10 protein-coding genes and 1 pseudogene are annotated in these 13637 nt (G+C 52.0%); 9 read left to right on the top strand and 2 right to left on the bottom strand.

Annotated elements, in window-relative coordinates:
• Nucleotides 1-9 precede the first annotated feature (9 nt).
• Nucleotides 10-1416 (bottom strand): FAD-binding oxidoreductase, encoded by a 1407-nt coding sequence (locus tag BSF40_RS02460; RefSeq protein WP_095963979.1) that lies wholly within the window; start codon nt 1414-1416, stop codon nt 10-12.
• Nucleotides 1417-2610: 1194 nt separating this feature from the next.
• Between BSF40_RS02460 and BSF40_RS32925 the strand changes: the two are divergent.
• Nucleotides 2611-3099: pseudogene (locus BSF40_RS32925) on the top strand (IS5/IS1182 family transposase); the annotation flags it as partial.
• A 657-nt stretch (nt 3100-3756) separates the two neighbouring features.
• Here BSF40_RS32925 and BSF40_RS02450 read toward each other — a convergent pair.
• Nucleotides 3757-4761, bottom strand: a complete 1005-nt coding sequence (locus tag BSF40_RS02450) for an AraC family transcriptional regulator (RefSeq protein WP_095963978.1) — start codon at nt 4759-4761, stop codon at nt 3757-3759.
• Between the two features lie 1207 nt (nt 4762-5968).
• Here BSF40_RS02450 and BSF40_RS02445 point away from each other — a divergent pair.
• The 8 genes from BSF40_RS02445 (at nt 5969) to BSF40_RS02405 (ending at nt 13496) form a co-directional block, all read left to right on the top strand.
• The gene (locus BSF40_RS02445; protein ID WP_095963977.1) at nt 5969-6685 is read left to right on the top strand and encodes a TetR/AcrR family transcriptional regulator; all 717 of its coding nucleotides are present in this window, start codon (nt 5969-5971) and stop codon (nt 6683-6685) included.
• 284 nt (nt 6686-6969) lie between these two features.
• Nucleotides 6970-7368: a nuclear transport factor 2 family protein gene (locus tag BSF40_RS02440; protein ID WP_024087625.1), complete on the top strand. Its 399-nt coding sequence runs from the start codon at nt 6970-6972 to the stop codon at nt 7366-7368.
• Between the two features lie 580 nt (nt 7369-7948).
• On the top strand, nt 7949-8695 hold the full coding sequence (locus tag BSF40_RS32920) for a hypothetical protein (RefSeq protein ID WP_046816045.1): 747 nt from the start codon (nt 7949-7951) through the stop codon (nt 8693-8695).
• Between the two features lie 115 nt (nt 8696-8810).
• Entirely contained in the window at nt 8811-9041 is a 231-nt protein-coding gene (locus BSF40_RS02430; protein ID WP_046816044.1) for an AlpA family phage regulatory protein, read from the top strand.
• A gap of 4 nt (nt 9042-9045) precedes the next feature.
• On the top strand, nt 9046-9888 hold the full coding sequence (locus BSF40_RS02425) for a ParA family protein (RefSeq protein ID WP_095963976.1): 843 nt from the start codon (nt 9046-9048) through the stop codon (nt 9886-9888).
• Between the two features lie 292 nt (nt 9889-10180).
• Nucleotides 10181-11764: a ParB family protein gene (locus BSF40_RS02415; protein WP_095963975.1), complete on the top strand. Its 1584-nt coding sequence runs from the start codon at nt 10181-10183 to the stop codon at nt 11762-11764.
• Nucleotides 11761-12309, top strand: coding sequence for a DUF2857 domain-containing protein (locus BSF40_RS02410; RefSeq protein WP_095963974.1), 549 nt, complete (start codon nt 11761-11763; stop codon nt 12307-12309). The genes BSF40_RS02415 and BSF40_RS02410 overlap by 4 nt, the downstream gene beginning before the upstream one ends.
• Nucleotides 12306-13496, top strand: coding sequence for an STY4528 family pathogenicity island replication protein (locus BSF40_RS02405; RefSeq protein ID WP_095963973.1), 1191 nt, complete (start codon nt 12306-12308; stop codon nt 13494-13496). Before BSF40_RS02410 ends, BSF40_RS02405 begins: the two co-directional genes overlap by 4 nt.
• Nucleotides 13497-13637: the final 141 nt, after the last annotated feature.

Raw genomic sequence — 13637 nt, 5'->3', positions numbered from 1 at the left:
TTTACTTCCTCAGGCTTTGTCTTCGAGTCCAGCCGGTGCAAAGCGAGCCAGGAAAAGATCGAGGGCGGCTGGAGTGTTACCGGCTAGTTCCGAGCGTTCTTTGCGCATTACGGCGTTGCGCACAAGAGAGCCGCCCCAATAACGAATCGGCTCAGGCGGGAACGTGCGGCAGCTACGCTCCACCAGCGAGCAGGAGCTCCAGAAATCCGTGCGCCCCAGGGTCAAACTGGCGAGAATGCGTCCGCCCACTCGACTCGGGCCGACCCCGTTGCCGCTCCAGCCGATGCCATAATGTATGTTCTCTTGGCTATTGAGCCGACCGAACACCGGCAGGCTGTCGTAGGTTCGGTCAATCGGGCCAGACCACTGCGCGGCGATGCATGCATCGTCGAGCATGGGATAGGTACGGCGTAGGTCCGCTTCGACGAGTGCCAAACTCTGCATATCCTCGCTGAACACATCGCCGATTTTCGAACCGAAGCTCAAGGCGCCTGTGCCTTTACCAAAGACGATGCGGCCGTCGCGCGTGGTGCGGTAATAATCCACCATCAATTGCGAGTCGGTTACGGCTTCGCCTCCGGTCCAGCCGATTTGCTTGAGGCGTTGTGGGATAGCCTCGGTGGTCACGATAGAGCTGTTGACCGGCACGATCACTTTCGCCAGAGCTGGTATTGTTGCTGCCCAAGCATTGACCGCAAGCACGACCGAACGGGCACGAATAGCGGCATGAGCGGTTTTTACCAAGGCTGGTTGACCCGGCTCGATGTCGGTCACCCCCGTCCCTTCATGAATCTCGACGCCATTGGCCAACGCAACCTGCCGCATACCCTCAACCAGTAACGCGGGCTGCACGGTGGCATTACTACGCTCGAATACACCTGCTAGGTGTACCGCCGAACCGGTGCGTCGCGCCACCTCGCGGGGATCCAGACGCTCGAATGGACGTACGCCGAGGCGCTCGCAGGCGGCAAGGGTGCCGTTCCATGTGTCGACGTGTTGTTGGGTCGTTGCGGTCCATAGCCAGCCGCTCTGCTGGAAATGGGCATCAATACCATATCGCTCACAAAATTCGCCCAGTTCCGTGATTGCTTGCTCGGCACTACGCCCCAGGAAGAGGGCTTGCTCGTCATTACAGAAGCCGCGCAGGGTGCCAATCTTCGGCCACCAAGACATGACAAAACCACCGTTGCGACCTGAGGCGCCCCCCCCGCAGACGTGCTGTTCAAGTAGCATCACGCGGGCGTCCGGCTCATGTTCCTTGATCGTTATCGCAGTCCAGAGCCCAACAAACCCGCCACCAATTATGGCAACGTCAACGGCATGCTCGCCCTTAAGAGGCAGCGTTGCGCCGTCGGTCAAGGCAGTCGCTGCCATCCAGTGGCTTGGTTTCAAGGGCGGGGTAATATTTAGCTTCATTCTGAGCCCTGGTCAGTGGAATTTGGGCCAGTTTCGATGAGCTTGAGCAGGGCGACAATTAGACTCAATTAGGAAAACACGTTAGACGCTCATACGATCGTACAAGTGAATCGTTTTGCTTTTGCAGAGTTGATGAAGGAGCGGTTTGACCGTTGACGGCTTTTGCATAGAAGCGCGCACTTCCGTTGTTAGTCAGGTTTTCCCCAGAGCCTGGATCGATGGCTGCCCTCGCATCGACCGCGTGGGAGGGGATTCCAAATCCGGAATATCCGATCAGGAGCAGCCAGCCCTATTGTATGTGTATGCCTGAAATGCACCAGAGCCAGCAACAAGCCAAGCGGATGGGTTTGTGATCTTACCTCAGCGGCCAATAAGGCCTGGTCGACATCCAAACCGCAACCTCTACTGTTGACGCACGAGCTTGCAAAGTAATGGCGGAATCCACGGCCCGCCGCCACGTGCGGTCAATCTCCGAGATAGGATATCGATCAACACATAATTTTAACTGGTATCCGGTGGCAAGACGTTAAGGGATATCGACAATTAGGGGGCAGACTCTATGAGTCTACCAGTCATGGTTGCCAACAGAGTCGCCGAGAGGTTTGAGCTAATACTTATTGGTCGCCTGGACTTGCGACCCGGCAGAGGCGAGTCATCAGTAGAAATATCGAATAATCGCGACCTCCATGTTTCAAGCTGACGCCCACTGCAGCCAGGACGGCCTCCAGCTGAGTTGGGAGCCCCATATCGCGGAAGCCTCAAGCGGCGCTCACTCTTCCAATAACACATTTTACTGAGAGACTTAAGACAAACTTAACAAAAGCAGTCGCAATATCCATAGCTTCAGCATGAGTGACCAGGCGTTACGATATCAAAGCGATATCACACAGAGTTTGATGTCGAGCCATCATCGCAGCGCCATGGAATCGATCATTTGTTGACGATTTCTCATGCCCTACCCCTCCTCGTACCGTTACGCTGAATGAGATGGCAAGATTGGCCATCGTGGGGTGATTGGTGAGATTTAGGAATTCTCTGAACAATTCAGTAGACGCACTGAACTTTGTCGATCCTTGATTCGAGCTACCTATCAGCCAGATGGGCTTTTTCGGCTTTGAATACGCCGGCAAGCGTAAGCAGCCCCCGGGAACGCTTCCTTGCCGAGATGGATCAGGACGTGCTCTAGATCGATTTGCGGTCATCAATGGCTACTTGCAGGAGAGAGGTCTGTCGCCGCGTGAGGGCACGATCGTCGATGCCACCGTTATTCATACCGCAGTTTGACCGAGAACGAAGATGGACAGCGCGATCCCGAAATGCATCAGACCAAGAAAAGTAACCAGCATTTCTTGGGGCTGAAGGCTCATATCGGCACCGATCCCGAGTCGAGACTGACTAATCACGTTTCATGGCGCGGCGGACAATAATGGCCGATGCACAGCACAGCACGTATTTCATGCTAAATAAACGCAGCGTGCTCTACAAGGCCAAGCGCAAGCTCGAGCACTGAAAAGCTCAGACAAGGGCCGCAGTCGAGCATCCGCTCGGATGATCAAGCGTCATTTCGGCTACGTGAACGCGCGCTGTCGTGGGCTGATGAACGACACAGCGCAGCTGTCCACGCTGTTCGCCCAGTCAAATCTGTGGATGGCTCGAAAACAGCTCACGGGCATGGGTGAGTGAGGCTCCTGGCGCCAAAGGGCGGGCGCAAACTCCTTCCCTGTACTAATCATGGTGCGTTTTTCAGCGAATAACGTGGTTTGCTGGGTGATTCTTCAACTTGCCGATAAAATGTGCCAAGTTGATTGGCGCATCTCTAGGTGCATTAATTGAACAAGATGCATTACACGGAGGCCTGTTGCAGAATATGCTGAGAGTTTTTCTTGACAAAACCGTTTTTTTGGCAAAATGGTCCTAAACACCTGTATACAAGCAAACGCTGATTTACCGTATTAAAGCGATCAAGGTGCGTTCGCTAGATGTAACAGTGGACGTCGCAATTCTTTGGAGAGCCATAAGCGCGGCAGAAACTGGAGTGGTTTTGTTTGAGCGAATGAAAGCCTGACTTACCCGCCAAGTCTGAACGGATAGATACGACTTCCGTGGTTACATAATAGACGGATCGATGACACTCGCTCGCTGGTCGATACGGTAGCTTATTTTACTTGATAAAAGCGACCTTGCCAAGCGCGCCGATTTATTACGCGCTTAAGCGGGCATAAGTAGATATTTTTTATCCAAAAAGCAACTTCCAAGACCAACACCGTAAAACAAAGGAAATCTTTCAATCTATAACAGCCTACAACAGGACAAGTATCAAATTAAAAATGCCATTAGATATCAAAGCATGCGTTTATTATAAGTATTTCGGTACTCCATCGGCGTTAATCCAGTCCAGCGACGGAACGCCCGACTGAATGCGCTTAGTTGAGAGTAACCAAGCTCAGAAGCTATATCTGTAAGGTTTTTTTCGCTATTCTTAAGATGATCAAGAGCCGTGTTTCTCCGTATATCGTCAACAAGGTGCAGGAAATCGACACCCTCCTCTCTGCAGCGGCGCTGTAGCGTTCTCTCACTCATATGCATAGCGTCCGCCACCTCTGCCAATGTCGGCACCCCGTCAGCCAGCTTGCGCCCGACGATATGTGATACCCTGACAATTACGCTGCGTTCCACCCGGCGCTCCAATAGCCTTTCCTTTAAATATTGCATAGAAAGGCGATACAATCTGGGATCGGCATCAACGATTGGAATGGCCAACACCGAACGGCTAAACATGATCGAATTTATAGATTGTTGGAATTTGGGAGCTACACCAAAAACCTCTTTATATAGTTTCGCCCCAGCAGATCCGGAGTGTTCAAATCGGACCTGTTTCGCTTTTATTTCCATGCCTGTTGCTTCACGAAGCATTATAATAATTGCCGTTATAGAAAACTCAGAATCTTGCCGACGATACCCTATAGAAGAGTCGATCAAACGATAGCTAAGCCCAATAGCGTCACTTGTCTCGACGAACCTTTCTTCTACAGCTTGGGAGAAAACATTGACAAAACCAGCCATAACGTTCAGAAAAGTCGCTACATCTGGAGCATTGCGAACCGCGTGGCCAAATATCCCCCAGTTACGTGACCGAAGCTTCATTGCCATATGTATGCCAATAAAATCATCTTGCTCTTTGGAAATCAGCTCTAATAATTCGACGAATTTTCGATCCGGTATTTCCATATCCGGATCTGCCAATATTGATTTTTCGAGACCGACCCGTTCAAGATAAGGCTCAATGAGCTCTTGAAAAGGACTGAGTACTGTCTCCGCGATCTGGGTTGTGTCTCTTCCACTCATTTGGCTGCTCCGAATTCTTGTTATTTTTAGATGTATCGTGACTGACGTTTATACGATTAAGTCCATTGAGTATTTTTTCTCAGACGAGAATATTGGTGCCAGGCCGACCTACGCGAGGGGCCAAAATCCTCCCCCAAGCTGGCGAGCTCTCTGCTTCAGCAGCTAACGTCGTGAATTCCGCTCTAGCGCTTCCATGGGTGTCATTTCGCAACGCTCGCATCACCTGTGAGATAATGCGCCACAGATCACAGTGTTATCAATACCTTAGTAAATTCAACATCCTAGATGATGCCAGCGGCTAATTGCACCTCGTGACGCATCAAACCAGCCCGAATGCATCGAACCAGTTTTCTGGTGCCTCACTGAATGTTGACAATCAACATCCCTCAGCCTCAAAACTCAATGCACGTCGCGGTCCTGGGACGTTCGGGAGACGAGAGGAGACTGGTGAATGACGTCACTAGACCACACAGCAATATCCCACACGAGTCCGGCCTTCAGACGTCTCACCATTCCCGGAGCCTCAGCTCATTCCGCTGTTATCTGGGACGAATGAGAAACTGGTGAGACTCGCGCCCTACCGCACGCCATACCCCCGGCTACAGCTATGCGCTCAATTGGACTCATCACTAGAGCTCTTACGCTTCCCCGAACCGGACCTGCGTGCTGCGTCCCCGCGTGGTACTGCCTCAATCTGAGAACCTCTCGCGAAAGGTCTTAGAGCCCTCCCACCTTCAAGCTAGATATCCAGCCCCGTACATTGACAGGTGATGCTCGCAACAAAAGCTTCGACGTTCGAATAACCAACAAAAGACATATCAGAACAATTGAACGAGTATAGATAGCTCGATATCCGCGAAGTATAAATAATTAATAGCCAAGAGTATCGGCAAGCTTTCTAAACATATAATCACGCCCGAGCAGTACGGGCTATTCTTTACTTTAGAGCAGTCCACCCCCCCCACCGAGAGACACACTTAAATTACACATCCTGCCAGCTAATGACTTACACCCTAACAGCAACAACATTAGCCCGACAATCTATTAGCGCAAGCGTTCTGGTGAAATGCAAGATTAGAATATGCTCATACTTCCTAGTTAAACATCCTCCCCCCCCAAATCTCACCATGTCAACCGAGGGTATTTAAAACCCTAAATTTTCAATGTATAATCCCCTGATTATTTTATAATCCAGCTGGAAAATCCTATGGCAGACTCGAAATCAGCACAAAATTCCGCAGTTGGGCCTAAACTCGGTAGGCGCCGATTCTCTGAACTCGGCGAGGTCGTTAATAAAGAGCTCATCTTAAATGAGGCTGAAAAGGTTTTCGCTATGCACGGGTTCCTAGGAGCGACCCTTAAGCAAATAGCGCAAAACTCAAACGTTACTCAAGCACTAATTACTTATTACTACGGAACGAAACAGAATCTTTTTATGGAAGTATATCGACGGGGATTGTCCGATATAGACAAGAAGCGTCAGAACTACCTTGATGAACTTAAATGCCGTCCTGAAGGCTATAATACCTATGACATCGTGCGAACCTACTTAAGACCACAATTTGAACACAGGGAAGGAGGACAAGCATGGATGCATTTTGCACGCTTGCAGTCCCGGCTAGCTAGCGAACCTGAAGAGGTGGCCGTACCCTTGAGGAAAGAGCTATATGATCATACATTAAAGGCCTTCATTCATGAAATTATGGAATGTGAGGGTGAAGACGACGCAGCTGCCGTGAGTTGGGGAGCAGTATTTATGGTTTCCATGATTCTTTATATGCTGAGAGGCGTTGATCGTATTGCTGAGCTTACTGACGGACACCTTCACGCAGAATCAGAAGATGACATTGTTGAAAGAATGACGATATTTATCACGGGCGGCATCAACTCTCTCAAGCAAGCAACTCAAGACAAGTATAAATAAAATTTCACTTCAATAGATCTCCCAAGTGCCACTCAAGGGGCAGACAACTCCGCCCCCTGAAATTTACTACTCATACTGCACTCGACGCTCATATGCAATTTTTTTGGTATTTCACCCTCTCCATCTGCAAATATAACGAACTCTGCACCAACCACAAAAAATCAATGTCGCGCCGAGTCAAAAAATTTGGCGTTTGATGTCAATCCCCAGCAGAAATACTGTGTTTATGATTATAGACCGTCGCAGTGGCGGTTAAATAACTTTTAATGCAAAGGTGATTTGAATTGGATAACACGACATCTTCCGAAAGAGCAACGCTGACGCAAGCGACCCAGAGGTTTGTTGAGGCAAATAATGCCGTTAATCTCGAGGTCGTCATGGCTTTTTTTAGCGATGACGCAGTCTACGAAGATATCTATGGTGGGAGCCATATCGGTAAGGTGGAAATACGTCAGGCCTTGGCACCTTTTTTTGACGGTTCTTTCGGAAAAATTGAGTATGTAGGAGAGGATCTTTTCGTTGATGCTGATTCGAGCAAAATAATGATACGGTGGCGGTGCGATATGCATCTGAATGGAGTATCCACATCGTTGCGAGGGCTAGATCTTCTACATTTCCGTGAAGGTAAAATTATTGCGAAACTTGCTTATAGCAAGGCTAAGGAAGCGCTCTTTCAGTCTTGAGTCTGTCCTTCCCACCAGCATATATCGCTTCATACCTTGGCGTCATTTACGACCCTAGACTATTAACGGATAGAATGGGCTCCGAATACGCTCCTACTTGTGTTAGATGGCGGCACTCACCGGCTAGAAGATGAGTGCCACGCTGGTCCGACTAGGAAATAAGCTGTCAGTCTTAAGATGCTAGCGTCGGAAGACAAATGCTCACTTCTGACAGATGACCAGTTTTATTAGCGAGACTTTTCGACATGCACTGGACTAATCATTTTCTTCCTAAACCGTCCCAACTGCACAGCTGCTTGGACACATAAAAAAACCAGAAACGATGCCAGGCCGATAGTTCATATCAATATCCGCGATTTACAAATTACATCATTTTTCGTGAATTATTCCCTGATAGAAAAGCGCCCTAGTCGAGGCAATACCTCTACAACGTTTAACTATTTGAACTGCAAAGAAAGAGACAATGACGACTTAGTTACTCACTGCGATATTAGGACAGCAACCGCACGGAAGCCTTGGCCATGACCGCCAACATTTAGACTGTACCTAGCGGGGCCTGCCCTTTTTAAAAGGCTGCCCTATGTACACATCGAACGGATTCAATCCTCTTGCCAAGCTGTTCTATAGACCCATTGACGTTGCAATCCGCTGGTGCGACTTAATCGCTTTTGAAACCCAGATCCTCGGGTCCTCGTGGGAGTGCCCTGCTCTACTCGCCAAAGCTTTCCCGCAGTGGCCATGCCTACACGCTACTACTGAAAAAATTCTCGACGCGATTCGAAATCATGAGCTACGTTATGGCGCTTTAGGTACGACCGTTCCCTCAGGCACGCCAATTGATTACAAACTGCTGACCATCAGGCATTCGGATCTGAAATGGTGGATGTTCAACCACCATCCGGATCAGCGACCGTTTTTTTTATTTGGCCTCCCTACTGAGCAGGAAAATATACGCTACGAGACATACCTGACCTTGCAAGCAGATAGAGAAGCGCTAGAAGTACAATTAAAAGCAGCCGAAGCAACACTTCAGACGCTAATGAGCGAACTTCAGTCCGCAGGTATAGAACGCGAGAACCTACGCGCACTTGCTGAAAATGGAAAGCACCTCAGCGACCAAAGCAAAGCAAGCTTTCTTAACGTGATCGGAGCATTGGTAAACACGATGCTGAGCTCATCCGAGGCAGGAAGACGACATTCGATATTCGACAACCAAGCAGCCATCGTCGATTCTATAACTGCACATTACAGTGGCGTGCCAGGGTTGAGTAAGCGTTCGCTAGACGAGAAATTTGCAGCCGGCAGGCGTAGCCTTTCCCGAACATAATTTGGAGTATTGCACTGCAACCCTCTTGATTGCGTTGCAATGACATTGTTCACTTTCAGATGTTGAATTCAGGTTACTTCCCATCACGCGCCAACCAGCGCCAGGAGTGACCAGAATGTCCAGCCAAGACTCACTCGTCACTGGAACACCTCAATCGCTGATAGAGCGTCATATCATGCGGCGCGAAGAGGTCGAGCGTAGGACCGGCTTCAAACGTGCGCATATCTACAATTTGATGAAGAAAGGAGAATTCCCCCAAGCTAAACGCATCGGCATGCGTGCGGTCGGTTGGGACTCCCTAGAGATCGAACGGTGGGTAACCGAACGCCTGACACAGCAGGATTGATGTCATGCGTGTGGCATCGGTGGTTTCAACGAAAGGTGGGGTAGGCAAGACCACGGTAACCGCCAATCTTGGTGGTCTACTCGCAGATGCGGGTTTGCGCGTCCTCCTACTGGACTTGGATAGCCAGCCCACACTCTCCAGCTACAACGCATTGAGCCATACAGCTGCCGCCGGAGTGTTTGAGCTGCTCGCACTTAATCTTTCGGATCCCGCACAGGTCATCTCCACGACCGCGATTACCGGACTCGACCTGATCCATTCCAACGATGATGAGGGTCGACTATGCACATTGCTATTGCATGCTCCTGACGGACGCCTCCGGCTGCGCAACCTGCTCGATGCTTTCCGCCCCAGCTATGACCTGCTTCTGATCGATACCCAAGGCGCGCGGAGCGTGCTGTTGGAGATGGCCATACTGGCCTCTGACCTTGCCCTCTCCCCTATTACTCCTGAAATGCTCGCTGCTCGTGAACTACGCCGGGGAATTCTGAAACTGCTCAACGAACTTGAGCCCTTTCGCGACTTGGGTATCGCTCCACCTCCTCTGAGGCTTTTGCTGAATCAAGTGAACGACATCAAATCGGACACTCGCATGATCATGCGCAGCCTGCGCGAAACGTTCATAGGGACTTCAGCCATCCAGGTCCTGCAGACCGTAGTTCCCGATCGAGTGGCCTATCTGAATGCTGCCTCCCTGGGTCTACCCGTTCACCGCGTCGAAACTCGTCGCCCTATTGGCCGTCGATCTGCGTCGGCCTTGGAGACCATACAAGCCTTGGCCATAGAGTTATTTCCTGAGTGGCGCCAAGCAATCTGCTCAGTGAGTGGTCCTCAGGTGCGCTCATGACAACCCGCTCACGTCGTCATCGCTGTTGCATCAGCGTTGATCTCAAGCACTAGGCAAGGAGTTCTGTAATGCTGAATTACAGCCATCTCATCGTTCAACCGCTCGAACTATCAGAGCCACCTCCTAGCGATGAGTACTGCACCGTGGTCGTTCGTCTACGGGGTGGCCGCTCGGCTATGGGATGGTTCCTCGCAGAACTTTCACAACATTTCGAAGGATCGGGTACGGCCGAGGTCGTTGAATTCGAGATAGGTGACCACTTGCGCGGTCGGCGTTAACTGAGGTTTTTCCAATGAAGAAGCCCAGCCAAGAGGAGATCACCGACAAGCTGCAGCAGGGCCACTTCCCACAAGGGCCGAACTTGGAGCAACCGTCCGATCCGATCACCGATACCCCCATGCTGGTGACGTTAGAACAGCTAAGACCCTACGACCTCAACCCACGATTCATTCGTAATCCGATGTACGACGACATCAAGGCCTCAATCCGCGAACGAGGGTTGGATCAGCCACCGCCGATCACCCGCCGCCCGGGTGAACCGACCTTCATCATCCGCAACGGCGGCAACACCCGCCTGGCGATTCTCGGACAGCTGTGGCAAGAGACCCATGACGAACGCTTCTTTCGTATCCACTGCCTGTTTCGACCTTGGACCAATGAGGCTACCGCCCTGCTCGGCCATCTGGCTGAAAGCGACTTGCACGGCCAACTCACTTTCATCGAACGTGCCATCGCTGTCGCAAAACTCAGGGCCATGTTTGAGCTAGATGGGGCTGCACTCTCGCAGCGCGAACTGGCAAAACGCCTTGCTTCCGGGGGCTATCCGATTTCGCAATCGCATATCAGCCGGATGCTCGATACCTTGGAATATTTGCTGCCGGCTATCCCGCAAACACTGTATGCCGGATTGGGTAAATCGCAAATTGAACGCCTAATAGGTCTGCGTAGCCAGGCAGAAAAAACCTGGAATCGCTATCCGGCCAATAGCCGTGAGTTCACCGAGCTCTGGTTGGACACCCTGGCCTCTTTTGATGCCGAGCCCGAGTCATTCGACCTTGAGCAGATCCAGGACGAACTGCTCGAACGAATGAGCCAATTGCTCGGGCAGTCTTACCGCATGCTGGCTTTGGAGCTGAGCGACACCCAACGCCCTCTGCCGATACCTAGCGTTGCCGTGACCACGCAAGCAACGCACATGCCTCCATCAGGTGAAGATGGAGTTACAAAATCCCCTCTCCGTTCCGAGCTTGAACCCTCGGACCATAAGCACCAGTCGAAGACCGGCGCTGCGCCAAAACCCTCCACGCAGCCTGAGGCCAACGTCACACCAGAGCTAAACCCTCCATCGCGAGTTCAACAGATTCGTGACCAGATCAATCGCGAAACGCCCGCCGAAACAGTAAGAGAAGTCGATACTCGTGTGAGCCACGACATCTGGAGCATCGCCCCTGCGCTCGATACTCCCGAGCAACTGCGTTCAGCCATCGCTGCGCTGGCGAGGGAGATGGCAGCCTATGCCGGGCGGCCCGAGATCATCATCAATCAGCAGGACGGCTTGGGCTTCATCCTCGACATGGAGCAGGTTGATCTGACGACACCGCGCGCGACCGGTGTTCATCTACTGCTTCTGGCCCTGTTGCGTGCTCAGGATGAGGTGGACTGGGAGGACCGCAAACTGTTGCCCTCAGCCCTGTTTGGGCAACTGTTGCTGGGGGTGTATCAGTTGCCCCTGGCAGATCAACCAACCATGGATGTGGGGTTGGAACGCCTGCCGGACCATTTACTGATCAAGCTGTATCGCCTGATCCGCTTGGCCCGGCGCCTGATCGAATTAACGCTTACCGTTGAAGACGACTCACCGGAGAAGCTGCCATGAGCTTGTCGTTCAATGTACTCAATCAAGCCATGTTGACTCAGGTCCTGCATGAGCTGCGGTTGGGTAATCTGCAGCGCTGCAAAGCGTTAGGGCTGGGTGAGGATGACATCTACTTGTTGCAGTCCCTACCGCCGACCACCCTGGCGCGTCTGGCGCACGCGACCGTACCTTGGGTCGAGGTCAAGATCGACTCGCCGGTGCTGCACAGGTTAATTGAGCAAGCCGATCGCGATGAACAGAATGAGCGCTTGATCAACCGAGCTCTGAAACTCGGCGCCAGCAGCACCATCATGTATCAGAACTTCGGCTTGGCCCATTCGGAAACGGCAATGCGTCGACGTCTGCTCAAGATAGAAACCCGCAAGGGACGACCGCAGAATTTGAGCGAAGCGCAAGAGCACGCACTGTGGCAACGCTGGTGTCAGCTACGAGCACAAGACCCTACCGAAGATCAGCTCGACGCCATGATGATGTTGGCTGAGGAACAACAGATCAGCTTGACCATCGTCTGGCAGCAGATCGAGCACTACAGCAAGAACACATGAACACCCGCCCGCTCAGCCGTTGGCAACGCGTCCTGCAGCAATGCGCGCAGCAATTGAGCGAACGTTGGCCCACTCGCCCTACCATCGAGAAACCTTCCAACCAAGCGCTGGAGGCTGGATTTCTGTTCAGTGGCCAATCACACGAAGTCGTACCGCGTCGTTTGCTGCTGGATAACCGTTTGACACCGTTGGAGCGCAATGCCTGGCAGATCTTTCGATTCATGTTACAAGGCCAGGGCCTGGTCACACCGCGCTATGAGGATCTGCAACCGTATCTGTCGAGTATCCCCTATGGGACCTCAGCCTCACGTGAAACCATCGCTCGCGTATTGACAATGCTCAGGCTCACTCGTTGGCTCAGCTTGGTGAGTCGCGGGCGTGACCAAGTTAGTGGACGTCTGCAAGGCTCTTTGTATGTTCTGCACGATGAACCGTTAACACTCGCCGAAGCCATGGAACTGGATCAGGACTATCTGGAGCTGGTTGGACATTGCCTTGATCATGCCACCAAGGCGGTGCGTATCGTCGCTCAGCACCTTCTGGATGAAATCAGCCTTGATACCAGTATCGACCTGAGCCAACTCCCCACCCGCCTCGACACCTGGGGTGATCGGTGGGTAGATCAGAATTCTAACTCGCAAACAAAAGGTTCGATGCACGATGCCGAACAAAGCGGCGATCACCCCGTTCGGAATCATGCAGCCCCTCGTTCGGATTCCGAACCAGGTGTAGAGGCCAATATTCCCGGCGACGTTCGGAATCCGAACGTCGCCTGTACAGTAGTAAAAGAAAGTATTTGTACAGTACCGCACGCGAGCCCGGCGGTGGATAACGTGCTCTGGCCCACTGCGCTGACCCTGAGCCCGAACGAGCGTCAAGCCATCACCGTGGCGCTCAATAAACTCAAGCTGTCAGAGAGGCAGGCGGTGCTCAACGAAGCCGGGGCACGTTGTGCTGCGGGCGGCATCCGCAAACCTGCGGCTTATCTGATGGGTCTGATTCAGCGTGCGCTAAAAGGCGACTTTCATCCGTGGGCGGGCCAGGCAGAAACGACGCCCATTGCAGCGCATCCTCAATCTGCTCCAGCGCGGACCACTCGAAAAAAAGGTGAACCCGCCTCTGCCGTTGCTCAAGCCTGCCTGGATGAACTGCGCCAACTGCGTGGGAAACGTTCTGGACGTCAGTAGATTTGATGCCACTGGCATCAAATCCAGGGAGTTCCAGAGCGCAATCCCTGTAGCGCCGTAGGCATCGGGTGAATCATCTCCCAGAAGCTCAAACCGAACAGGCAGCATTCAAGTTTTTCGCTGCCCTCAAGGCTCATCCGT

It is taken from the genome of Pseudomonas sp. ACN5 (assembly GCF_002303975.1).
Lineage (GTDB): Bacteria > Pseudomonadota > Gammaproteobacteria > Pseudomonadales > Pseudomonadaceae > Aquipseudomonas > Aquipseudomonas laurylsulfatiphila.
This window is presented reverse-complemented; position numbering and strand designations above follow the sequence as displayed.